Source organism: Streptomyces sp. H39-S7 (assembly GCF_027158205.1).
Classification (GTDB): Bacteria; Actinomycetota; Actinomycetes; order Streptomycetales; family Streptomycetaceae; genus Actinacidiphila.
In genome coordinates, this window is sequence record NZ_JAPVLU010000042.1 from 64,020 (window position 1) to 86,973 (window position 22,954).

Genomic DNA, 22,954 nt, shown 5'->3' on the forward strand with positions numbered 1-22,954 from the left:
ACACCCGACGGCGTGGTCATCCACGCCTGCCGGGCCGCGCCACGGTAGGCTGCCCCGCATGCGGTGGTGTTCCTGCGCCGCGCGGCGGTGGGGCTCGCCGTACCCGAACCGCGGCACTGCTGCCGCCAACAGTCCCTACCCGTGAACAACCCTGCCCGCACGCGTGGAAAGGGCCACCACGTGTAGGGAGAAGTATGCGTTCGGACGAGACCGGGCTGTCCATAGCGGCACAGGAGCCCACCGACCCCGATATCGACCTGGCGGATGCCGGGCAGCGCCGCGAGTTGCGGCGCTCGCACTACGGCGTCCTGCTGGTGATAGCTATTGGCGGGGCGCTGGGTGCGCTCGCCCGCTTCGGCGCTGCCCAAACGTGGCCGACTGCGACCGGCAGCTTTCCTTTCACCACTCTCATGGTGAACGCCATGGGGTGTCTGGTGATCGGCGTGTTCCTCGTCGCCGTCACCGAGATCTTTTCCGCGCATCCCTTGCTGCGCCCGTTCTTCGGCACCGGGGTGCTGGGCGGCTTCACGACGTTCTCCACCTACTGCGTGGACATCGAGCGCCTCGTCACCGGCGGCCGTGCGGGGATCGCGCTCACCTATCTGGCGGCAACAGCCGTGGCCGCTGTGGTCGCGGTGACCGTGGGCGCGTGGAGTACGCGCCGCGTTCTGGCGAAGTGGAGCGAATCATGACCTGGAGTACACAGGCGGCGCTGCGGCTGACCGTCCTTCTCGATGACACCGACACCTGGCACCACAAGCCCGTGTGCAGCGAGATCGTCCACCGGGCCCATGCCGCCGGGCTCTCCGGCGCGTCGATCTTCCACGGCATGGAGGGCTTCGGCGGCCGGCAGATCGTCCACACCACCCGGCTCCTGTCGATGGCCGATGACCTTCCCGTGGCGGTAGTCATCGTTGATTCCGAGGAACGCATCCAGGCGTTCGTCCCGCAGCTCGAAGAGATGAACATCGAGGGCCTGATCACCCTGGAGCCCATCCAGATCGTCCGCTTCGACGGCGCACAGGCGGCGACCCGGTGAGCGACTTCCTGCTGGTGGCCCTCGGCGGCGCGGTCGGCGCCCCCTTGCGCTATCTCACCGACCGTGCCGTTCAAGCTCGCCACGACACCGTTTTTCCCTGGGGCACCTTCACTGTCAACGTCGCCGGCTCGCTGGTCCTTGGTGCCCTTACGGGAGCCGCTCTGTCCGGCACCGCAGGACACACGGTGCAGCTGCTGCTGGGGACCGGGCTGTGCGGGGCACTGACCACGTACTCGACGTTCTCCTACGAGACAATGCGCCTGGCCGAGAGCGGCGCGAAGTTCTTCGCTGCGGCCAACGTCGTCGCCTCCATTGTCGCCGGACTGGGCGCCGCCTTCTTGGGCTTCGCCCTCGCCGAGGCCCTGTTCGCGTGAACCGGCCAGGCTCTGCGCAGAGGGTCGGTGAGCGGCGCGGGCCGGGCCTGAGCGCGTGGCGGTTCGTCATCGCCTTCGGCACCGTCAGTCTGCTGGCGGACTTCGTCTACGAAGGCGCCCGCTCCATCACCGGCCCCCTGCTGGCCCACCTCGGCGCCACCGCCGCCGTCGTCGGCGTGGTCACCGGCATCGGGGAGGCCGCCGCCCTCGTCCTGCGCCTGGGATCGGGGCCGCTCGCGGACCGCACCCGCCGCTTCTGGGCCTGGACCATCTCCGGCTACGCCCTCACCGTGATCACCGTGCCGGTGCTCGGACTGGCCTCGGCACTGTGGGTGGCCTGCGCCCTGGTCATCGCCGAACGGGTGGGCAAAGCGGTCCGCTCCCCGGCCAAGGACACCCTGCTCTCCCATGCCACCGCCGCCACCGGCCGCGGCAAGGGCTTCGCCGTTCACGAAGCGATGGACCAGATCGGCGCCCTCATCGGCCCGCTCGTCGTCGCCGGCATACTGGCGGCCACCGGCGATCACTACGCACCAGCCCTCGGCGTGCTGGCGCTGCCCGGCCTCGCCGTCCTGCTCATGCTGTTCTGGCTGCGTGCCCGCGTCCCCGACCCCACCCAGTACGAGATCCCCGCACCCGCGCCGAGCGGGGGATCCAGCGCCGAGGCCGCCCCAGGTCCCCCGGTTCGTGAGCGGCTGCCCCGGGCCTTTTGGATTTACGCCGCGTTCACGGCTGCGACCATGTCGGGGTTCGCCACCTTCGGTGTCCTGTCCTTCCACCTCATCACCGAACACCTGCTCACCACCGCCGCCGTGCCGGTTCTGTACGCCGGGGCAATGGCCACCGACGCGGTAGCGGCTCTGGCCACCGGGTGGGCGTACGACCGCATCGGCCCCAAAGGCCTGGCCGTTCTACCCGTGCTGGCGGCAGCGGTCCCGGTGCTGGCCTTCACCTCCAGTGTCGCGCTCGCGGTAGTCGGGGCCCTGGTGTGGGGTGCTGCCATGGGCGTGCAGGAATCGACCCTGCGCGCCACCGTCGCCGACCTCGTCGGGCCGCACCGCCGGGCCACCGCGTACGGCATCTTCGCCGCCGTGGTGGGTGCCGCCACCGCCGCAGGTGGCGCTTTGGCCGGTGTCCTGTACGACGTGTCCATTCCCGCCCTGATCACGGTCACCGCCTGCATCCAGGCAGCCGCCCTGACCCTCCTCGCCGTTACCCGTCCCGGCCCCTCCGGCCCCGCCGCCTGACCCCCGTACGCACAAGGAGCACACGATGAGCTTCACCGTCAGCGCACTGACGCCACCGAGATCCTCGACTCCCGCGGCCGCCCCACCCTCAACGTCACCCTTCGCCTCGCGGACGGCACCACCGCCGAAGCCGGGGTCCCCTCCGGCGCATCCACCGGCACCCCCGAAGCCGTCGAACTCCGCGACGGCGACCAAGCCCGCTACAACGGTGCCGGCGTCCAAAACGCCTGCGCCCACGTCACCGGAGAGCTTGCAGAACTGCTGCGCTCCCGCACCTGGGACACCCTCGCCGACGCCGACACCGCCATGAACGAACTCGACGGCACCGGCACCAAATCCCGCCTCGGCGCCAACGCCATCATCGGCTGCTCCCTCGCCCTAGCCCGCGCACTGGCGGTCTCGCAGGGGCAGGAACTGCACGCCTACCTCGCCCCCGTCGGCGTGGCGCCCAGCCTACCGGTGCCGCACTTCAACGTCCTCAACGGCGGCGCACACGCCCCCTGGACTTCCAGGAATTCATGATCGCCCCCCTCGGCGCCCCGTCCCTCCCCGAAGCAATCCGGGCGGGAGCGGAGGTCTACGCCGCCCTACGCACGCGCCTGCACGAGGCCGGACACGCCACGGGCCTGGGCGACGAAGGCGGCTTCGCCCCCGACATTACCCAGCCCGAAGATGCCCTGCGCATGATCGTGGCCGCGATCACCGATGCCGGATACACCCCGGGCCGCGACGGCATCGCCATCGCACTGGACCCCGCCGCAAGCGAGTTCCGCCAGAAGGACGGCACTTACCTGGTGGCCGGCGAGGCCCTGAGCAGCGGCGACATGATCGCCCGCTACGAACAGATCATCGCCGACTTCCCCCTCTGGTCCATCGAGGACGGCCTCGGCGAAGACGACACCGCTGGCTGGCAACAGCTCACCACCACCCTCGGCGAACGCATCCAACTGGTCGGCGACGACAACTTCGTCACCAACCCGCCATCATCACCCAGGCCATCACCGACCACATCGCCAACGCCGCACTGATCAAGGTCAACCAGATCGGGACCGTCACCGAAACCCTCGAAGCCGTGTCCATCTGCCGTGACGCCGGATATGCCGTCATGGTCTCTCACCGCTCCGGTGAAACCCCCGACACCTTCATCGCCGACCTCGCCGTCGCCACCGGCTGCGGACAGATCAAATCAGGTGCCCCAGCCCGCGGTGAACGCGTCGCCAAGTACAACCGTCTCCTGGCCATCGCCGCCGCCCATCCCGAACTGCCCTACGGCCTGACGGACAAGCAGGCATGACCGGAACTCTGATCCTGCTCCGGCACGGGGAGAGCACCGCTAACGCGGAGGGCATCTTCACCGGCTGGGCCGACGTCCCCCTCACCCCACGTGGCCGCGACCAGGCCCGCTCCGCCGGACGTCTGCTGCATGAAGCCGACCTGCTGCCAGACGTGGTGCACACCTCCCTGCTCCGCCGCACCATCACCACCGCCGATCTGGTCCTGAACACCCTGGATCGCGATTGGATCCCCGTACACCGCAGCTGGCGCATGAACGAACGCCACTACGGCGCCCTGACCGGTCTGACCAAATGCGAGGTCCGTCAACGCACCGACCAAGCCACCTACACAGCCTGGCGACGCTCCTGGGCCACCGCCCCGCCACCGATCGCCCGCGGTGATCTGTCACCCGGGGAACGACGCCCGCTACGCGAGCTTGCCAGCCGACGCGCGACCACGGACAGAGTCACTCGCCGACGTCCACGCACGGCTTCTGCCCTACTGGACCGACCAGATCGCCCCGGACCTCACCGCCGGCCGAACCACCCTCGTCATCGCCCACGGCAACTCGCTACGCGCCTTCATCACCCACTTGGACGGACTCGGGTCGGCCGACGTCGAAAACCTCAACATCCCCACCGGCCAACCCCTGCGCTACGACTTCGACCACACCCTGCGACCACGAGAGCCCGGGGGCCGCTACCTCGACCCCGCCGCTGCCTGCACCGAGGCAGCAGCCTTACGTAACCGGTAGACCAGGGGAAGCGTCGCCCCAGGTGTGGCGGTCGGCGGCCCGGTCGCGGGCGAAGGCCCGGAAGGCATCGGCGGTGTCTTTCGACGGCAGCGGTTTGCCTTCCGGGCTGGGCAGAACGCGCAGCAGCAGAGGACTCATGGGTCCAGTTGAGCACCTGCCGGACAGCGCCGGAATCGGCTTGGGGGTGGAAAAGGGGCCCCACCCCAAGTGGGCGCGCCGGTGGAGGTCAGCTGTGGCCGCGGTGCTCGCCGTGGGCGTGGTCCTGGTTGGTGTCGGGTGCACCGCCCATCATGCGGAGCATGTCGCGGCCGCCGGTACGCAGGAACCGGATGAGGAGGGCGGCGGCCAGGATGAGGAAGGCGATGTTGAGGAAGGTCGTGTAGTTCCAGGTGACGCCCTCCATGGGGAGCTTCGCGTCGGCCTGGTCGGGGATGAGGCCGAGGCCGCCGAAGGTGAACTCTACGATGTACCCGGCGATGACGCTGGCGAGGTAAAAGGTGCCGAGGAGGAAGAGGGCCATCTTCGTGCCGTAGTACTTCCGGTAGATGTTGAGGATCGGCAGGATCAGCAGGTCGGCGAAGATGAACGCGACGACGCCGCCGAAGCTGATGCCGCCCTTCCACAGCACGACGGCGAGCGGCACGTTGCCGATGGAGCAGACGAACGAGGCGATGGCGACGAGTGGGCCGATGATGGGCCCCCACAGCTTGGCTGCCAGCGGGTGGTGGCCTTCGAAGAAGAACGTGCGCCAGAACGCGTCCGGCACCCAGGCCGCGATGGCTCCGGCGATGAGCAGGCCGATGACCAGGTCGCGCAGGATCGCCGCCCATTCCATGACGAAGACGTGGCTCGTGGAGGTGAAGCCCTCACGCGACAGCAGGCGGCGGGCGAAGGAACCTTCGCGCTGTACGGACATGTCCATCGCGGCGTGGCCCTCCATGGAGCCAGCCAATCCGCGGTCGGCCTGCTCGCGGGCTTGGTGCAGGAGCTTGTCCCGCAGAAACAGGCGGAAGAGCACCGCCAGGACGACGATCATGATGGGGCCGCCGACGAACTCCGCCGCGGTGAACTGCCAGCCCATCAGCAGCGCCAGGATGACGCCGAGTTCCACGACGAGGTTGGTGGAGGCGATCTCGAAGGCCATCGCGGCGGTGAAGTTCGCTCCCTTGCGGAACAGGGAGCGGGCCAGCGCCACCGCGGCATACGAGCAGGAGGACGAGGCGGCGCCGAGACCGGCGGCGATAGCGAGCGTGCGGGGGCGGTCGTCACCGAGCAGGGAGACGACGGTGGACTTGCGGACGACGGCCTGGACGACGGCGGACAGGGCGAAGCCCAGGATCAGGGCCCAGGTGATCTCCCAGGTCATGGAGGCGGCGATCGACAGTGCGTGCAGTACGGCGTGGACCATCCCTAGAGCCTTCCCAAGCGAGCAGCACATGGGGCCCACCGACACGTCGCACCTACGCGGTACGGCCCGGCGGGGGTTATGCGTGGGGCGCCACCGGTGGGGGTGGCGCCCCACGCGGGGTCAGCCGACGTTCAGGGTCAGGGCTGCGGTGTGGAGTTTGCCGCCGGTCAGGAACTGCAGGAACAGCCGCCAGTTGCCGGAGGTGGGCAGTTCCCCGTTGAAGGACAGTTCCGGCCCGCCGTGGTCTCCGTTGACCTTGGTGGACGGGTGCAGGTGGGCGAAGGCGGTGTCGCCCTCGTGGAAGGCGGTCAGGTGGGCGTAGGTGTCGAGGTAGGGCTGGAGGTCGGTGACGGGCTTGCCGTCCTGGGCGACGGTCACGGTCAGCGGGTGGGCCATGTCGGCCATCGGCTCGCCGTTGACGGTGGCGGTGTACCCGTCGACCTCGGCGGTCTTGGCGGCGGCCGGCAGCGGGATCTTCGCCGCGGTACCGGGCACCGTGATGGTGCGGGACAGGACGAATGCGGTGCCCTTGCCGACTCCGCTGTCGGGGGTGAAGGAGGCGAACATCCGCCAGGAGCCGGGTGCGAGCGTGTCCAAGCCGGCGGTCCAGGTGCCGTCGGCGGCGATGGTCGGGTGGATGTGCTGGAAGCCGGTCAGGTCGGAGCGGATGGCGTAGAAGTGCATCCGCTTCGTCTGGTCGACCGCGAAGGCGGTCACGGGCTTTCCGTCCGGACCGGTGACCGTGAACCGGTACGCGGCCTGCTTGCCGACCGCCAGCGTCGTGTCCTTGCTGGTGAGGTGGTAGCCATCCTTGTTGTCCGTCAGGCCGTTGCCGGCGGCCACGTGATCCATGCCGGGCATGTCACCCATCGAGGGCGAGGTGCTCGCCGCGGCGGAGGCGGACGGCTTGGCGCCGTGGTCCATGCCCGGCATCGACGAGGAATCGTCGTTGGAGGAGCCGCAGGCGGCCAGCGTCAGTGCCAGAGCGGCTGCCGTGCCGGCCGCCGCGAGCGCACGACGGCGCACGGTGGGACGGGAAGAAGCGAACATGTGAGTGGTCTTTCCGGGTGGGCGCACCACGCTCGGCGGGCGCGCGGAGATGAGCAGGACACGTCACCGATTCCCGGAGAACATCCGGGCTCGGCGGGGTCCTGTCAGGTCCGCGCGATGCACACCTGGAGCAGCAGACTTCGCCCGCCCGGTGGCGGTGGACCGCACCGCTCCGGTTGGGCCTGTGCCAAGTGGTTGCGGGCCAGGAGAACGGACGCAAGGACTGTGACGACGGCCAGCAGGCCGGGTGTCGTCAGCGGGGTGGTGTCGCGTGCGGGGGTCGAGACGCACGTCGTGCCGTCCATCGCCGCCGACCCTGACGCCTGCTGCAGGCTGGGATGCGTCATCATGGGCACCGTCGCGGACCGCATCGCATGGGGGTCTTCGTGCACCCCGGTGGGCGCGGTCGCGCCGTGGCAGCCCTCGGCGGCGGTGGCCGGTGCGCCGTGCATGAGGAACAGGCCGAACAGGACCGCGCACAATGCCAGCAACCGGGCGATACCCCGCCTGCGCGGCTGCCCGCTGCCTGCCACCACTGCTTCCTCCCACACGTCATCGAAGGGGGACGATGCGTTGTTCGACCGCCTCGACCATACCCCGGCCCGGTACCCCGCGCCCGGCCCATCAACCGCTGGGGCCACCGCCGTATCCCCTTCCGGCATCATCCCGCGTAACGTGCCTGGGCGGCGTGCGGGCGACCGCCGCCCAGGGTGGCATCGATGTGCACAGTGGCGGATGAGGAGGACACGGCCTCGTCCGGGCGGTAGCACGGATGATCGGGCGGGGCGGCGGTTCAGGCCGCCGTCTTTTCGGTCTGCCCGGCGCTGTGCGTTGCGGTGGGGGCGGGCGACCTGCGCAGCGTCGGGAGCCAGGCAAACGCCAGACGGTCCTCCGTTGGCGCTCATCGTCCCGCAGGGGTGAGTCGGACAGCCTCCGCAGACAGCTCACAGTTCACAAAGACGAGCCGGCACTGCGATCGCACCCATCCGCCAGCCTGGTCAGCTTCGAATAAGGGGTGTGAGTTGATCCCGGCGGTACGGGCAGAGCTTTCCGGCCGTCGTTCCTCCCTATGGCACAGGAGCCCCTCACTCCACGCGGTACCGGACTGCCGCGGGGCTCCGTTTGGAGAAGCCATGAAGAAGACCTTCCTGCCGCTGATGGGCATAGCGGCGTTCGCACTGCCGCTGGCGCTGCCTGCGGTGGCGTCCGCGCAGTCCTCCGGTGGCGGCGCGAACTATCAGGCCACCCTCGATCCGGTGGCGACCAACATGGTGGACGGCTCCGGAATGGCCACCGTCACCCTGTCGGGTAACCAGGCGACCGTGTCGGTCACCGCCAACCAGCTGCTCGACAGCTCCCCGCACGCCCAGCACATCCACATCAAGGGCTCGGGCGAGTGCCCGACGGCAGACGCGGCGCATGACCACAACGGGCACAAGGCCATCAGTACCACCGACGGTCTGCCCGCCTACGGCAAGATCGGCACGTCGCTGACCACCAAGGGCGACACCAGCCCCAACAGCGCACTGGCCATCGACCGCTTCCCGTCCACCGGCTCGTTCCACTACACCCGCACCATGACCGTGACCCCGGACGTGGCGGCCGCCGTGCGCGCCAACAACGCGGTGATCGTGGTGCACGGCATTGACTACAACCACAACGGCAAGTACGACAACGTCCTGGGCGCCAGCGAGCTGGACCCGAAGCTCCCCCAGGAAGCCACCGCCCCGGCCATCTGCGGAGCCCTCAACGCCATGCCCACCGGTGGAGCCGGCACCGGTGACGGAGCCACCCAGGCGTCCACCGGCACCAACAGCTCCGATCTGCTGGCTACGGGGCTGGGCGCCGGAGCGATCGCGGCACTGGCCGGCACCCTGATCCTGCGGCGCAGGAACGCCGCCCAGCGATGACCGACCGGTCCGCATCCGGCACCAGGCCCACGCCGGCCGGCGAAGTGGCCGCCCCCCGCACCGCGGGGGGCGGCACCCGCCGCACCATCGTCGGACTCACCGCCGCACTGGCCCTGGCCGCCAGCGCGGCCACCGTATTCCTCACCGGCACCTCCAGTAACCAAGCGCCGCCGCCCCAGCCCCCCGTGGCAGCCGCCCCCGCCGTTCCGGCCGTCCCCTCGCCTCCCGGCAAACCCGTCCCCCGCCCGGTCGGCGGACACGTCCTTCCGGCATCCGCACCGGTGTCCCTCGACATTCCAGCGATCGGCGTCCACACCACCCTTCTGGGCCTGGGCCTCAACGCCGATGGGACCGTCCAGGTCCCCTGGAAGCCCTTGAAAGCCGGCTGGTACAAGAACTCGCCTACGCCCGGGCAACTCGGCGCCTCCGTCATCCTCGGCCACGTCGATTCCAAAGAGACCGGACCCGCCGTGTTCTACCGTCTGGGCGCCCTCACCCCCGGCACGCCGATAACCATCACCCGTGCCGACGCCACCACCGCCACCTTCACCACCAACGCAGTGCGGGCCTACCCCAAGGACAACTTCCCCACGCTCGACGTCTACTCCACCACCGTCGACCAACCGCAACTGCGCCTGATCACCTGCGGCAACTGGGACGCCGAAACCCGCACTTACCTCGGCAACATCGTCGCCTACGCCACCCTCACCCACACCTCCCGGTGAGGAAGTCGGCACCCAAGCGCTCGACGGCGAAGCCGCGCTGCCTGCGCGTGGCGCGCCACCAAGCAGTCACCAGGTGCTGAATTCAGCCGCGGAAACATGATGGCGAGCATGCGTCAGTGGCTGCCGGGCAGCCCTGTCAGCGTGACTTCGAGGAGGCGGCGCACTGCGGCTTCTGCCAGCAGGTCGCGGACGTGGTCGTTAGTTCCGCGTGTCGTGTGGTCCGCGCCGGCTACTTACTGCTTACTTCGCGAGCAGGGGGCGTAGCCGTCCTGCTCGCAGTCGTTCTACGGCGGGGGCGCCATAGCGGCGACCAAGGAGCACGGTGGGCAGGGCGATGGCGATGCCGAGCAGGGCGGCGGTGATGACGTCGTGGGGGTAGTGGGCGCCGACGTAGACGCGGGAGGCCGCCATAAGTACGGCCGCGGCAAAGAGGGCGATGCCCACGCGGCGGTGGATGAGGAGCAGTGCGGCGGCCGCGGCGAAGGCGACGGTGGTGTGGTTGCTGGGAAACGCGTAATCGGTCGGCGCCGGGCACGCCTCGACGAGGAAGGCGTGCGGGAGGGCGCGGCACGGGCGCGGTTCGGCGAAGGCGTCCTTGATGCCGGAGTTGACTGCGTAGGCCAGTACGGCTGCGAGCCCCGCAGCCAACGATGCGGCCATCGCTGCGGCGGAGCCCTGTCGGGCCGTCCACCAGCAGGCGAGCAGGGCCGTGATGAACAGGATCGCGCCGTAGCTGGTGTAGGCGAGCATGGGGGCGTTGAGCCAATGGGTGCTGTGGGCGAAGTCGGTGACGCTGGTGTACCAGCCGCCATCGATGGAGGCGCCGTCCAGGGCTTGCAGCGTGGTCGCGGTCACTGGGGCCTTTGTTGTCGTGCAGCGAGCGCCGGGACGGGTCACCAGCCGCGGGAGGACATGGCACACTCGGGCGCCAGTAGCTTCTACAGTCACGTAGGAGTTCTACGCGACTGTAGATGATGAACGGAAGGTGTCCAAGTCATGACCGACGACACCGCGTCGGCCGCTTCATCGGGAGGGCGGCGACCCAACGGCGCTCTGGAGGCCGAGGTGCTGGCTATCCTGCAGACATCCGACGGCGCAGCGTTGACCCCGGCGCAGGTCGCGGAGCGGCTCGGCGACGGCCTGTCCTACAGCACGGTGGTGACGATCCTGTCCCGGTTGCACGCCAAGGGCGTGCTGCTGCGCAGCCGACGCGGTCGGGCCTTCGCCTACGTCCCTGTCTCGGACGTGCCGGGGCTGGCAGCGCGCCAGATGCGTCAGGTCCTGGAGCGTGAACCGGAGCGGGAGAAGGTCCTGACCCGCTTCGTCGATGATCTGTCGGCCGACGACGAACAGGTGCTGCGGCGCCTGCTCGGCGCCGAGCTGGACCCCGACCGTTAGAAGATGCTGCCCGGATGCGTTTGACTATTATCTGCCCCTGCTCCTCCCTGCGCTGGCCCGGCTGGGAGCCCGGCCGTTGGCCGAGCCCTCCAGCCGCGACTGGCCAGCTGGTTGCTGACCGCCGGCGCGGTGAGCTTGGCGGCCGGCAGCACCGCGGTCCTGGGCTTGTTCGCGCTGGCAGGGGCCGTCGCCCTGTTCTGCGTGGCAGTAGTCCTCGCTGGGAGCGGACTGTGCACGACGGAGGGCGCCCACGACCTGCATGAACTGCTCAAGTACTGACGGCACCAGCCCTCAGCCCAGCGTCGGTGCCCCAGGTCGGCGTGGTAGGCCGCCTGCGAGGTGTACCGACAGCGGCGGCGGCGGTTTGCCTGACACCGCCAGCTACGTCATGGGCATTCTGAGCGGCTCACGCAGTCCTGCTCGGCCTGACTCGCGCGAAGGGATCGAGGCATCCGACACACTCCGTCATGAAACATTGCTTATAGTGACTGTCCATCGTGCGTCCTTCACGTGGTGCCGCCTCGCCGGCGGCCACGACGAGGCCAGGGCACCGACCGAAGACAGCAGAGGAACAACCATCGACGATGAAGAAACTGCCGGAGATCACCGCTGCTTTCTGGGTCATGAAAATTGCGGCCACCACGCTGGGAGAAACCGGCGGTGACCTCCTCGCCCAGACACTGCGGGTGGGATACCTGATCAGTTCAGTCATTTTGATCGGCTTCTTCGTGGCCAGTCTCATCACACAGCTCACGGCTCGCCGGTTCCACCCCGGCCTGTACTGGACAGTCATCTTGTCCACCAGTACAGCGGGCACCACCATGTCGGACTTCATGAACCGCTCTGCCGGACTCGGCTACGCGAGAGGAGCCCTCCTCCTCATCGCCGCGCTAGCCGCAGTATTCGCGCTGTGGAAGGCCACCGGCCACCCCTTCGACGTCACACGGATCAGCACGCTCAGCGGCGAACTGCTGTACTGGGCCGCCATCTTGATCTCCAACACCCTGGGCACCTCGCTCGGCGACTTCCTCGCGGACGACTCCGGTCTCGGCTATTCCGGCGGAGCGCTGGTGATCAGCACAGCCCTACTGCTCATCCTCGTCGCCAAATACCGCACGCCGGTGTCGAACACCGTGCTCTTCTGGACAGCATTCGTCCTCACCCGCCCTCTCGGCGCGACCGTCGGCGACTTCTTCACCAAACCCGTCGCCAAGGGCGGCCTGGGAATCGGCACGATCGGCTCGTCACTGCTTCTGACGGCTGTACTCACAGCCCTCACCATGCGTGCAATCCACCGCGAGCGCGAATCCCGCAGCACTGCGGCGGCGACCGCACCGCTGGAGAAAGACGACACCGTGAACACGACAGCCTGAAAGATGGTGTGAGGGACTCGTAGCCGACCGGCTGCGGGAGGCCCTGAACGGCGTCGGCCTGGGTGATACCCGCTTCACTATTCGGGTGATCGCCGATCAGGCCGAGGCCGCGGTCCGTATTCACCGGCTCCCCGACCTTCCTCATCGACGGACACGATCCGTTCGCCGAACACAGCGGACCCTTTGGGCTGGCCTGCCGCGTCTACCGCACACCGCACGGGTTGGCCGGTCTGCCCACGCTCGGCCAGCTACGACAGGCCCTGACAGACGACCTCTAGGCTGGCCGACGAATCCGGCACAGGGCCGGGAGACGAGGGAGTGAGCACGCGTGGCAGACCGTGAGCAGGCGCTGGCAGATGCGCAGCAGCGGCACTGGCAGGAGACCTACGCCGCCCACCCGAGCATGTATGGCGCGCAGCCCTCCGTTCCGGCCGTCCACGCTGCCGGGGTGTTCCATCAAGCCGACGCGAAGGACGTGCTGGAGCTGGGCGCCGGACACGGGCGCGACGCCCTGTTCTTTGCCCGCGAAGGCTTCACCGTCCGGGCCTCCGACTTTTCCCGCACGGGCCTGCAGCAGCTGCAGGACGCCGCAAGGTCTCAGGGCCTCAACGGACGCGTGATGACCGCCGTACACGATGTGCGCGAGCCGCTGCCCCTGCCCGACGGCTCGGTGGATGCGGTCTTCGCGCACATGCTGTTGTGCATGGCGCTGTCCACCCAGGAGATCCATGTCGTGGTCGGTGAGGTCCGCCGTGTTCTGCGGTCCGGTGGGGTGTTCGTGTACACGGTCCGCCACACCGGCGATGCCCACTATAGAACTGGCATCGCGCACGGTGACGACGTCTACGAGCATGGTGGGTTCGCGGTGCACTTTTTCCCCCGCGCCCTGGTTGACGCCCTGGCCAACGGTTGGGCCATGGACGAGGTGCATCCGTTCGAGGAAGGTGACCTGCCTCGTCGGCTGTGGCGCGTCACCCAGAGTCGGCCCTGATAGCCGTAGCCGCAACCCGCGCTGCCCGCGCCGGGCGGCTGGCGAATGCCGGCCCCGCGCGCCGGCCGCCGACTGGGCGTCGACGGCGAGGGGCGCCGGTGTGGCGAACCCGTGTACATGAATACCCCGCCGGACCGCAGGATGCGGCGGGCCTCGCCGACCACGACATGGATCTCCTGGGTGGACAGCGCCATGCCAACAGCATGCGGGCGAAGACCGCGTCCACCGAACCGTCCGGCCGGGGCAGCGGCTCACGCACGTCGTGCCGGCGGTCATCACGCGGCCCTCGACACTCTGAGTCCGCGCGGTGTTCTGCAACTGCTCCAGGCCCGTCCGGGAGAAGTCGGCGGCCTGGATGGTGAAGCTTTCGCCGGCAAAGTACAGGGCGTCGCGGCCGTGTCCGGCGCCCAGCTCCAGCACCTCGTTGCTCCGGCTTGGTGAAACGCCGCGGTGGCGCGGATGGCCGGTGCGGAGGGCTGCTCGTCGTACATGTCAGGGTGGGTGGTGTAGGTGTCCTGGCATTGCCGCTGTCGCGCGTCTGCCAGCTCCTGCTCGGGTCCACCACGTGTGTTCGCTCACTCGCCTCCCGGCTTGTGCCGGACTCTCCGCCAGCCTAGAGCTAGCCGGCTAGGGCCCGTCGTAGCTGGTCGGGCGTGGGCAGGCCGGCCAGGCCGTGCGGCGTGCGGTAGACCCGGCAGGCCAGCCCGAAGGGCCGTCCGCGCTCGGCGAACGGATCGTGTCCGTCAATGAGGAAGGTCGGAGAGCCGGTGAACCTGTACCGCTCGGCTTCGGCCTGGTCGGTGATCACGCGCGTGGTAAATCGGGTGTCACGCAGGCCGATGCCGTTCAGGGCCTCCCGCAGGCGGGCGGCTGCGGGTTCCTCGTTCGGGCAGTCCGGTACGACCAGCATCTCGATGTCCATCTCTCCACGGTCGCACATGGCCCCAGCGCATGGGCGCCCAGCGCAATGCCTGGGGACCGATGCGCGTACGGGCGCCAGCGACGATCTGGGCGCGCTGCTCACCGGCACCCGGCTGTCTCAGGGACCTTCTGGTACTCCGGCGAGCGCTTGCGTGCCGGCAGGTAGCGGCAGTGGTTGTTCGGCGTAGGCAGCGGTGAGCTGGTCGATCTGCTCGTAGCCGGTGCGCAGCAGGAAGGTGTTGAGGCGGCCGTAGGACTTGGCGCCCAGGATGAAGAAGTGCGGCTCGGGATTGCGCAGCGCCTCGATCCCGACGGGCGGCTGGGCGAGGCAGTCCCCGCCTGCGGAGCCGAGGAGGGCGGCGGAGAGATTCAGGGGGGCGCCGGTGGCGTAGCACTCGTGAACCTGCAACTGCCGGTAGAGGGAGGCGTCGCCGGTGTAGCCGGTCAGTGCCACGACGTGGTCGCAGACGATCTCGCGCGTGCCACCCTCGGTAGCGAGACAGGCGCGGATCCGGTCATTGTCGGGGCTGAGGGCCTGGATGTGGGCGCCGGTGTAGACGGTGACGCGCTCGTTGGCGCCGTCGGCGAGGGCCTGGGAGGTGTCGACGAGGTGCTGGCGGCCGGGCAGTGTGTCGCCCGGTACGGCGCCCCAATCGGGCGCCGTACCGCGCACCGCCCAGTGGACGCGGGTTCCGGGCAGGGCGGCGAGGTCGCGGGCCGCGGTCTGGGCGGACTTTCCGGCGCCGATGAGCAGGACGGTGCCTGTCCAGCGGCCGGGGTCGGCGGTGTTCGGGAGGGTACTGGTGATGCGCTCGGTGAGGGCGCGTTCGCCGGGGGCGGGGATGCCGCCGGGTCCCAGGGTGTTGGGGTGGGAGTAGGTGCCGGTGCAGTCCAGGACGAGGTCCGCTTCAGCGGTGTCCTCGCCGTCGGGGGTGTCCAGGAGGAGGGTGAAGGGGGTGCCGGCGCGGATGTCGGTGCCGATGTGCTCGTGTTTGAGCAGGCCGGTGCGGGCGATGCCGGCGACGCGGGTGCGTAGCCTGATCCGGCCTTCGAGGGCGGGCAGTGCGGCGAGCGGGTCGAGCAGGCGGGTGGCCAGTTCGGCCCCGGTGGGGCAGTCGTCGCCGGTCGGGGCGTGCGGCAGGTGGGTTCGCATTCGGCCCGAGACGTTCAGGTCCCAGGGAGTGAAGAGGCGGGCATGGCCCCAGGCCCGCACGTGAGCGGCGACGGTGTCCCCGGCTTCGTAGAGGCTGAACGCCCATCCCGCGTCGGCGCAGGCGAGAGCGGCGTCGAGGCCGACGGGTCCGGCGCCCAGGATCGCGACGTGTCGCTGCATGGTCGACTTCCTTTCGGTACGCGGACGGGTCAGATGGCGCAGTGGACGGGGCGGGGCAGGGTGCCGTCAGTGAGGCGGGCGGCGAAGAATCGCTCGGTCACCATCTGTTTGCCCGCGGTGAGTGAGGTTCCGGCGGGCGCGAGATGGAGATCGGGGCTGGTGGCGAGGTCGGCGCCGGCGGGGTGCCAGTGCAGTCCGTCGGCGGTGACCGTCAGTTCGGGGATGCTGGAGTCCTCGCCGATCTCCACCCCGATCTCGGCGAAGCCGCGGCGCAGTAGCGGGCGTACGGCGAAGTGACCGGCGGGCAGGCCGAGTCCGGCCAGCAGCTCGGCGACCGCGGAGACCTCGTGGGTGTTCTCCGGGGTTTCGGTGAGGGCGACGCGCGGAGGCAGTCCCATGCTGATCAGGTGGCGGATGCCGTCGAGGGTGCGCTGCCAGGAGCCGGAACCGCGGTGAATGTCGTGGGTATGGGCGGTGGCGCCGTCCAGGGAGGTCTGGACGGTGAGCTTGCGGCCGGCCAGATCCGCGAGGCCGGCGGCACGCCGGCCACGCAGCAGCATCGCGTTGGTCATCACGACGGTGGGCAGCTCGGCGGAGGCGTAGTCGAGGAGGCAGACGATGTCAGGGTGCAGGAAGGGCTCACCGCCGGTGAGGTACAGCTCGGTGAACCCGGCCTGTACGGCCTCGTCGACCAGGGCGCGGAAGGTGTCGGTGGGCAGGCTGCGGGCGAGTGCTTGCGGGGAGGAGGCGACCGCGCAGTAGTCGCAGGCCAGGTTGCAGTGGAAGTTGGTGTAGATCCACAGCCGGGAGGGGAAGTAGGGGGTGCCGAACAGTGGGACCACCGGCCGGTCGCCTTGAAGGGACTGGGGCGTGGTCTTTCCCCAGCCGTCGTCCGCCGGCCGGAAACTGGAGGGCAGAGTGGAGCGGTAGAGGTGGTAGCGGCCCCGGGAACGCTCACGCGGCGGCAGGATCTCCAGGCAGGTGGTCCACCAGCCGGTCTCGATGGTCTCGGCAAAGATCTCGGGAAGTCCCGCGGCGCGCATCGAGTCCGCCTGCGCCTGCCAGTCGTACGCGAGCGGGATCAGCTCGGCGGTGACGTGCCCGTCGAAAAGGTCGAGCATCGCATAACAGACCTCGCGGCGACCGTCGTTGGCGGGTTTGCCCAGCACCCCGACGTTCACCACCAGCGTCTCCCCGACCCGCCGCTGCCAGGGCAGACCACTGTGGGTGCACAGCACAACGCCGGCCCCGGACGCCTGGGCTCGCAGCTGGTGCTGCTCCTCGGGGAGCGAATCCCACCAGAAGTCGTTCAGCGCCAGCGTCGAGCCGTGGACCATGTGGACGTCGACCCCGTCGATGGTTTCCCGGCGCTCGGTGGGCAGGGTGCCCATCCAGGCGGCGAAGTCGCGGCCGGTGGTGGCGAGCGTGTGGTCGTAGATGAGTTGGGCGTACTCGTTGTCCTTATCGTCGCGGTAGCCGCAGCCGCAGTCGGTGTCGCCGCGGGCGATGGCAACGTCGTAGTTCCCGGCGACGCACTCGATGTCGTTGTCGGTCAGGATCGGCCACAGCGCCTCGACCTCAGCGCCGAAGCCGCCGAGGTCTCCCAGACAGAACAGCCGCTCGGCGCCCCGGGCGCGGGCGTCGTCGACGAACGCCTGGAGGGCGTACGGGTTTCCGTAGGGTCCTCCGCAGACTGCGATGCGCATGGGGCCGGTCTCCAAAGTGTCGAAGGCAGAAGAGAGGGAGCGTTCAGGTGCGGCCGGTGCGTGCCGCTCTCGGGGTCCTGTTCTGAAAGAGGCGGGGGCCGGCGGTGTAGCGGGCGCGGATGGCTTCGGGGTCGACGCCGGCGAAGTACAGCAGCTTCAGGTACTGCATGAAGGCGATCATGCGCCAGGTCCCGTGATCGATCAGCCGGCGTGAGGAGGCCGTCGAGGTGGCGGGCAGCAGGCTCAGCTGGCCGCGGCGGTGCAGGCGCCGTGACATCTCCAGGTCTTCCATGATGGCCAGGTCGGGGTAGCCGCCGAGGGCGTCGAAGGCGGTGCGGCGGATGAACATGGCCTGGTCGCCGAAGATGTGGTGGAGGCGCCGCGCGCGGGCGTTGGACGTCCACGCGAGGTAGTTCAGGCCGAGTGTGGGACGGTCGAAGCGGAGGGTGAGCCCGCCGCCGACCACGGACGGGTCGGCGAGCGAGGCCCGGATCTGGCCCAGGGCGTCGGGGTCGATGGCGGTGTCGGCGTGGATGAACCACAGGATGTCACCGGACGCGTGCCGGGCGCCCTCGTTCATCTGCCGGGCCCGGCCGCGCTCACTGCTGATCACGGTAGCGTGGAGAGCGGCGAGTTCGGCGGTCGCGTCGGTGGAGCCGCCGTCCACGACGATCAGCTCGCAGTTGGGGAAGTCCCGGCACAGGCGGCTCACCGCACTGTGGATCGTGGCTTCTTCGTTCAGGACCGGGACGATGATCGACACCTGCGTCATGGCCTCTCCTCGGACTGGAGCAGGGCGGCGATCGGCGTGGGCAGCGCCGGATCCGGCAGGAGCGCGGCGGCGTCCTCTGGGGTGTCCAGGTCCCGCAGGGGACGCAGCAGTCCCACGCTCAGCCGTTCGCCGTCGGCAAGAGCGCGGGTCACCGCGAGTACCCGGTCCGTGCTCCAGGCATCCCGATCGAGGGCGAAGAGCGAGGTACGGGCCGCCCGCAGGCCAATCAGGTAGGAGCCGCCGTCGAGCGCCGGGCCCAGCGCCACGTCGTGGTGGTCCAGCGCGGCGAAGGCGGCGCTCAGGTGACCGGCGGTGAGGGTCGGCGCGTCGGTGCCGATCACAAGGAGCGGGCCCGCGCCGTCGGTGAAAGCGTCGATGACGGCTGCGGCCAGACGCTGTCCGAGGTCTGCACCGCGCTGGACGAGCAACCGGACACCGGCCGGCACCGCCGTGCTGATGGTGTCTTTGCCGTCGTCCGGCGCGTAGGCGAGGTAGGTGCGCGGGGTGTGGGCCGTGGTGACGGCCAGGGTGTGGCGGATGAGTTCGGCCTGGAGTTCCGCGCAGCGCGGCGGGCCCAGCAGGGGATGCAGCCGGGTCTTGACCGTGCCGGGCCGGGGCGCCTTGGCCATGACCAGGATTGCGGGGGTGCCCCCGTGGCCGGCGGCGTTCACGCGTCGAACCGGTAGACGAAACCGGCCCCGCTCACGGCGCCCAGGGAAGGCAGCGCGTGCCCGGCCAGCGTCGCGAAGACCTCCTTGCTCGCCTCCATGCGCTCCAGCAACGCCTGTACCGGTTCCGGCTCGGGGGCGACGCCGTTGGCGTAGTCGGTGACGAAACCGACCAGCGCCATGGGCAGCTCGGCCTCACCGGCCAGGACGACCTCCGGCCCCGCGGTCTGGCTGACGGCGCTGACCCCGGCCGCGGCCAGCGCGGCCACCTCCGGGCGCGTGTTGAAACGGGGGCCGTCGACGTGCCCGTACACGCCCTGCGCCGCGACCGGCACCCCGGTCTGCCCGGCGGCCTTGATGAGCGCTTGACGCAGTGGTTCGCTGAAGGGCTTGTCGAAGATCCAGTGGCCGCGGCCGGCCGCGCCGGGTGTGTCGTACCAGGTGCAGGGGGTGCCGTCGGGCAGCCGGTTGGCGGGGAAGTACAGGTCGTCGAAGACCACCAGCGAGCCCGGCTGCAGGTCCGGGTCGAGGGAGCCGCAGACAGTGAAGGACACCACGGCGTCCGTCTTGCAGGCCAGCAGGGCAGCGAGGTTCGCCTTGTGGTCGACCTGACTGGAGAGCCGTTGGTGACCGGCGCCGTGCCGGGAGAGCTGCACGATCTCCGTGTCCCCCAGGCGTCCTTCGGTGACGGTGACCTCGCCGTGGTCCGTGACGACGGTCCGCTCCGCGGCCCCTTCCAGGTGGGGCCAGTCGTAGCTGCCGGAGCCTGTGATCACGCCAATGCGCATGAAACTACTTCTCCTTCGGTGACGTGCCGGACGCACGGTCGGCGGTGGTGCGGACGTCGACGATCGGCAGCAGGGTGCGCAGCGCCGCGTTCTCGGCCGGGTCGAGGACGGCGTGCTGCACACAGGCGGGGACCAGGGTGCTGGTTTCGGGGTGGGCCATGGCGTAGTGGCAGGCGGCCAGCCGCTCCTGGGTCTCGCGCAGGTGGGGCTCCGCGGCCTGCTCGCCGCGCTGCATCATCTCCCAGGCCGGGGCGACGACATCGGCGTCCATGAACTGGTGCATCACGAACGTGACCGGGCGCACCCGCATCCGGTGGCGGACCAACCGCAACGGCCCGACGCGCCGCATGGCGCCGGCCAGCCAGCGCAACCCTGTTACTGCGGTGGACGGGTGGCGGGCGACCACCCGCAGGAGCCTGGCGGCGAGGAGAGCGGGCGGTGTGCCGGTGAAGGTCACCTTTCCGAAGTAGCGGAAGAATGCGTCGCGTACGGCGAGGTCGCGCGGGTCGCCGCCGTCGAGGAACGGATACCAGCGGCGACCGACGTAGAAGCCGTAGGCGGTGCGGTTGCAGCGCACGTCACCGTTCTCGAAGACCCGGTAGTCCAACCGGGTCCCCGCGCCGCGTTCGATCTCCGCCCACACCCCGTCCGGACTCGCCTCGCGGAACTCCTCCTTCCAACGCCGCTCGTCGCCGAGGAAGGCGGCGGGTTGGAAGGAGAACATGCCATATCCCATGGCGTGGCAGTCGCGGATCACTTCCGCGACCTCGTCGAGGTTGCCGGGGGTGACGGTCATGTTGTGGGCGAGGAAGAACCGCACTCCGTGCTCGCGCCGCAGACGGGTGAACATGGCGGCGAACCGTGCCCGGTACGGGTTCAGCGCCTTTTCGTTCGGCGGGCGTTCGATGCCGCGCCGGCCGTACATGAACTTGTCGAAGTGCGCGGCGAACGAGAGCCTTCCGAAGCGTCGTGTGCCGTCCGGGCCGAGTGCGAGGCGGGTGAGGTAGTCGTCGTCGAAGTCGCCGTGGGTGAAGCTCATCGGTTCCCGTCCGTGGTCCCGCATGATCGCCAGGGCGGCGGCGTGGTCGTCGGGGGTGAGCAGGCTGACCTCGCCGCCGATGAGCTGGGTGTGGGCGCGCGGGCCCCGCAGTCGGCGCAGAAGGCGCATCTGCGCGGCGATCTGATCGTGGGTGTGCGGGCCGTCGACGCGTACCTGGTTGGCGTCCCTCGAGTGGTAGCAGGGGGTGCACTTGAGGTTGCACTTGGGGAAGACGTTGTGGGTGCCCTCGCAGCCGACGCCGTGCCGCCCCAGAATCTGGCCGGGCGTCCTGGCCGCGTTGGGAAGTTCGCCCCAGCGACGTGCCATGGCCTCGGCGAACTCGGTGTCGTAGGGACGGGTGGCACGTTCGAGGGCACGCAGTGCCGCGATGATCCGCATCAGTGGTTCTCCTGCGATGTCGGGGCTGCCGTGAAAACCCGCGCGGTGAGGGAGGCGGGCCGGGCCCGCCGTAGTCCGCGCCACAGCAGCCAGGCGTACAGCAGCATCAGCGCGTCCTCGACGAGGACGTACCAGCGCAGCGGCTGGGCGGCGTACGTGCCGAAGCAACCGCAGTTGTCGAGGACGAGCCCGCGGGCGAACGCCTGGGCGGCCAGCACCGACCACACCACCGCGACGCCCGTGTACAGCCAGACGGGCGTGGCGGCGCGGAAGCGGGACCGGGCGAGGAACCAGCCGGCCGTGGCGATCTCGGCGCTGATCAGGGCCACGGCCAGAGCGGTTGAGATCGCGCCGGAGGTCAGATCGTAGGTAGTCACGATGGCGGGCATCGCGTCGAACGAGGCGAGCTGGCCCACCGCCATCGCCGCGAGGACGGCGCCCAGAACGATACGGAGGATCACCGGACCACCCCTCTGCGGAGCTTCAGCAGCGCCCCGATGGCGCCGCTGCCCCGCGCCAGGCGGGCGTAGACATCGGCCAGCGCCGTATGCCAGGGCCCGTCGGCGTACGTGGGATAGGGGTGCACGGTGCGCGCGTAGTCCGAGGGCGTCCAGCCCAGGCGCACCGCCGCCGCCAGATGGGCAATGGTCTCCCCGGCCCTCGGAGACACCACCGTGGCTCCGACGATCTTCCCGCGTGGCCCAAGCACCAGAGTGGTGAAGCCCTCGGTGCGGCCGTCGGCGACCGCCCGGTCGACCCGGTCGTTCTCCAGCGTGTGGACGCGTGCGCTGTCGCCGTACTTCTCGCGCGCCTCGTCGGCGGTGAGCCCGACGCGGGCGACCTCCGGATCGGTGAACGTCACCCAGGGCACCGCGTGATAGTCGATGGGGCGCCGCACCCCCAGCAGCGCGTCGGCGGCGGCCGCCGCGCCCTGCGTGCCGCCCAGATGGGTGAACGCAGAACGGCCGGTGACGTCACCGGCGGCGTAAATCCGATGGTTGGTGGTGCGCAGGCGTCCATCAGTGCGGACATAACCGGTGCCGGTCAGCTCCACACCGGCCGCTTCCAGGCCGAGCCCCCGGACGTTGGCGCGGCGGCCGGTGACGGCCAGCAGCGCGTCGTACCGGAGAGGGCCGCCGGGCCCCTGGACGGCATCGGCATCGACTCGCTCGGCGCGGTAGCCCGTCAGCACGGTGACGCCCTCGGCCTCCAGCCGCTCCCGCAGCACCTGTGCCGCCCGGGGTTCCTCGCGGGGCACCAAGCGGTCCATCGCCTCCACGAGCGTGACCTGCGAGCCGAGCCGGGCGAACGCCTGGCCCAGCTCACAGCCGATGGGACCACCGCCCAGCACTACCAGGCGGCGCGGGAGTTCGGACAGCTCCCACACGGTGTCGCTGGTCAGCGGCCCGGCCTCGGCCAGGCCGGGGACCGGCACCAGGGATGGCGAGGAGCCCGTGGCGATCAGCGTGTACCGGAAGGAGACCTCCCGCTCGCCCGCGGTCAGGGTTCCCGGGCCGGTGAAGGACGCCGCACCGTACGTGACGTCGACTCCGTACGGGGCGAGCGCCTCGGCCGAGTCGTGCGGTTCGATCGCACCGATCGCCCGCTTCACCTCCCCCATGGCCGCCGCCAGGTCGACCGGGCCGGACAGCGACGGCAGCCCGTAGGCAGCGGCGCGGCGGGCCGCCTGGACGTCGGCAGCGGCGTGCAGCAGCGCCTTGCTCGGTACGCACCCCGTCCACAGACAGTCCCCGCCCAGCATGTCCCGCTCGACGAGCAGCGTG

Annotated in this window: 23 protein-coding genes and 2 pseudogenes; 12 read left to right on the forward strand and 13 right to left on the reverse strand. The window is 69.9% G+C overall.

Translation table 11 applies throughout. From position 1 onward, the window contains the following. Positions 1-194: 194 nt before the first annotated feature. The 6 genes and pseudogenes from O3X23_RS32395 (at position 195) to O3X23_RS32420 (ending at position 4,689) form a co-directional block, all read left to right on the forward strand. Positions 195-692, forward strand: coding sequence for a fluoride efflux transporter FluC (locus O3X23_RS32395; RefSeq protein WP_269275901.1), 498 nt, complete (start codon positions 195-197; stop codon positions 690-692). Continuing rightward, positions 689-1,039, forward strand: coding sequence for a DUF190 domain-containing protein (locus O3X23_RS32400; RefSeq protein ID WP_269275902.1), 351 nt, complete (start codon positions 689-691; stop codon positions 1,037-1,039). Before O3X23_RS32395 ends, O3X23_RS32400 begins: the two co-directional genes overlap by 4 nt. Continuing rightward, on the forward strand, positions 1,036-1,413 hold the full coding sequence (gene crcB / locus O3X23_RS32405) for a fluoride efflux transporter CrcB (protein ID WP_269275904.1): 378 nt from the start codon (positions 1,036-1,038) through the stop codon (positions 1,411-1,413). The genes O3X23_RS32400 and crcB overlap by 4 nt, the downstream gene beginning before the upstream one ends. Beyond that, positions 1,410-2,660: an MFS transporter gene (locus O3X23_RS32410; protein WP_269275906.1), complete on the forward strand. Its 1,251-nt coding sequence runs from the start codon at positions 1,410-1,412 to the stop codon at positions 2,658-2,660. The genes crcB and O3X23_RS32410 overlap by 4 nt, the downstream gene beginning before the upstream one ends. Before the next feature lie 60 nt (positions 2,661-2,720). Then, positions 2,721-3,954: pseudogene (eno, locus tag O3X23_RS32415) on the forward strand (phosphopyruvate hydratase). Next, a pseudogene (locus tag O3X23_RS32420) lies at positions 3,951-4,689 on the forward strand (2,3-bisphosphoglycerate-dependent phosphoglycerate mutase). Before eno ends, O3X23_RS32420 begins: the two co-directional pseudogenes overlap by 4 nt. A 226-nt stretch (positions 4,690-4,915) precedes the next feature. Here the strand turns inward: O3X23_RS32420 and O3X23_RS32425 are convergent. From O3X23_RS32425 to O3X23_RS32435, 3 genes are all read right to left on the reverse strand, one after another. Next, positions 4,916-6,097, reverse strand: a complete 1,182-nt coding sequence (locus tag O3X23_RS32425; RefSeq protein ID WP_269275908.1) for a permease — start codon at positions 6,095-6,097, stop codon at positions 4,916-4,918. A 120-nt stretch (positions 6,098-6,217) separates the two neighbouring features. Beyond that, a complete protein-coding gene (locus O3X23_RS32430; protein WP_269275910.1) occupies positions 6,218-7,147 on the reverse strand; it encodes a hypothetical protein in 930 nt (309 codons plus the stop codon). Positions 7,148-7,251: 104 nt separating this feature from the next. After that, positions 7,252-7,680: a hypothetical protein gene (locus O3X23_RS32435; protein ID WP_269275912.1), complete on the reverse strand. Its 429-nt coding sequence runs from the start codon at positions 7,678-7,680 to the stop codon at positions 7,252-7,254. 600 nt (positions 7,681-8,280) lie between these two features. Between O3X23_RS32435 and O3X23_RS32440 the strand changes: the two genes are divergently transcribed. Together O3X23_RS32440 and O3X23_RS32445 are read left to right on the forward strand one after the other, a co-directional pair. After that, the gene (locus tag O3X23_RS32440; protein ID WP_269275914.1) at positions 8,281-9,057 is read left to right on the forward strand and encodes a hypothetical protein; all 777 of its coding nucleotides are present in this window, start codon (positions 8,281-8,283) and stop codon (positions 9,055-9,057) included. Next, positions 9,054-9,782 carry a class F sortase gene (locus O3X23_RS32445; protein ID WP_269275916.1) on the forward strand — a complete coding sequence of 243 codons (729 nt, stop codon included), beginning with the start codon at positions 9,054-9,056 and terminating at the stop codon, positions 9,780-9,782. Before O3X23_RS32440 ends, O3X23_RS32445 begins: the two co-directional genes overlap by 4 nt. A 240-nt stretch (positions 9,783-10,022) precedes the next feature. Here the strand turns inward: O3X23_RS32445 and O3X23_RS32450 are convergent, their stop codons facing one another. Next, positions 10,023-10,637 carry a phosphatase PAP2 family protein gene (locus O3X23_RS32450; RefSeq protein WP_269275918.1) on the reverse strand — a complete coding sequence of 205 codons (615 nt, stop codon included), beginning with the start codon at positions 10,635-10,637 and terminating at the stop codon, positions 10,023-10,025. A 141-nt stretch (positions 10,638-10,778) separates the two neighbouring features. On the opposite strand from O3X23_RS32450, the gene O3X23_RS32455 reads away from it, so the two are divergent. The 4 genes from O3X23_RS32455 to O3X23_RS32470 all read left to right on the forward strand — a co-directional run bounded on the left by O3X23_RS32455 (position 10,779) and on the right by O3X23_RS32470 (position 13,544). After that, positions 10,779-11,180: a BlaI/MecI/CopY family transcriptional regulator gene (locus O3X23_RS32455; protein ID WP_269275920.1), complete on the forward strand. Its 402-nt coding sequence runs from the start codon at positions 10,779-10,781 to the stop codon at positions 11,178-11,180. Between the two features lie 129 nt (positions 11,181-11,309). Continuing rightward, positions 11,310-11,459, forward strand: coding sequence for a hypothetical protein (locus O3X23_RS32460; protein WP_269275922.1), 150 nt, complete (start codon positions 11,310-11,312; stop codon positions 11,457-11,459). Positions 11,460-11,764: 305 nt separating this feature from the next. Beyond that, a complete protein-coding gene (locus O3X23_RS32465; protein WP_269275924.1) occupies positions 11,765-12,553 on the forward strand; it encodes a COG4705 family protein in 789 nt (262 codons plus the stop codon). A gap of 328 nt (positions 12,554-12,881) precedes the next feature. Further along, the gene (locus O3X23_RS32470; RefSeq protein WP_269275926.1) at positions 12,882-13,544 is read left to right on the forward strand and encodes a class I SAM-dependent methyltransferase; all 663 of its coding nucleotides are present in this window, start codon (positions 12,882-12,884) and stop codon (positions 13,542-13,544) included. Positions 13,545-14,163: 619 nt separating this feature from the next. On the opposite strand, the gene O3X23_RS32475 is transcribed toward O3X23_RS32470, so the two are convergent. The 9 genes from O3X23_RS32475 to O3X23_RS32515 form a co-directional block, all read right to left on the reverse strand. Further along, entirely contained in the window at positions 14,164-14,466 is a 303-nt protein-coding gene (locus O3X23_RS32475) for a DF family (seleno)protein (protein WP_269275927.1), read from the reverse strand. A gap of 117 nt (positions 14,467-14,583) precedes the next feature. Then, a complete protein-coding gene (locus O3X23_RS32480) occupies positions 14,584-15,798 on the reverse strand; it encodes an NAD(P)-binding domain-containing protein (protein WP_269275930.1) in 1,215 nt (404 codons plus the stop codon). A 29-nt stretch (positions 15,799-15,827) separates the two neighbouring features. After that, a complete protein-coding gene (locus O3X23_RS32485) occupies positions 15,828-17,504 on the reverse strand; it encodes a radical SAM protein (RefSeq protein ID WP_269275932.1) in 1,677 nt (558 codons plus the stop codon). A 43-nt stretch (positions 17,505-17,547) separates the two neighbouring features. Next, a complete protein-coding gene (locus O3X23_RS32490; RefSeq protein ID WP_269275935.1) occupies positions 17,548-18,276 on the reverse strand; it encodes a TIGR04283 family arsenosugar biosynthesis glycosyltransferase in 729 nt (242 codons plus the stop codon). Continuing rightward, positions 18,273-18,905, reverse strand: coding sequence for a TIGR04282 family arsenosugar biosynthesis glycosyltransferase (locus tag O3X23_RS32495; protein WP_269275937.1), 633 nt, complete (start codon positions 18,903-18,905; stop codon positions 18,273-18,275). The genes O3X23_RS32490 and O3X23_RS32495 overlap by 4 nt, the downstream gene beginning before the upstream one ends. Before the next feature lie 38 nt (positions 18,906-18,943). Beyond that, on the reverse strand, positions 18,944-19,732 hold the full coding sequence (locus tag O3X23_RS32500) for an MTAP family purine nucleoside phosphorylase (protein WP_269275939.1): 789 nt from the start codon (positions 19,730-19,732) through the stop codon (positions 18,944-18,946). A 4-nt stretch (positions 19,733-19,736) separates the two neighbouring features. Further along, a complete protein-coding gene (locus O3X23_RS32505) occupies positions 19,737-21,170 on the reverse strand; it encodes a radical SAM domain-containing protein (protein ID WP_269275941.1) in 1,434 nt (477 codons plus the stop codon). After that, the gene (locus O3X23_RS32510) at positions 21,170-21,631 is read right to left on the reverse strand and encodes a MauE/DoxX family redox-associated membrane protein (RefSeq protein WP_269275943.1); all 462 of its coding nucleotides are present in this window, start codon (positions 21,629-21,631) and stop codon (positions 21,170-21,172) included. The genes O3X23_RS32505 and O3X23_RS32510 overlap by 1 nt, the downstream gene beginning before the upstream one ends. Continuing rightward, a partial coding sequence (locus tag O3X23_RS32515) for a dihydrolipoyl dehydrogenase family protein (RefSeq protein WP_269275945.1) occupies positions 21,628-22,954 on the reverse strand: 1,327 nt, incomplete at its 5' end. The genes O3X23_RS32510 and O3X23_RS32515, both read right to left, overlap by 4 nt.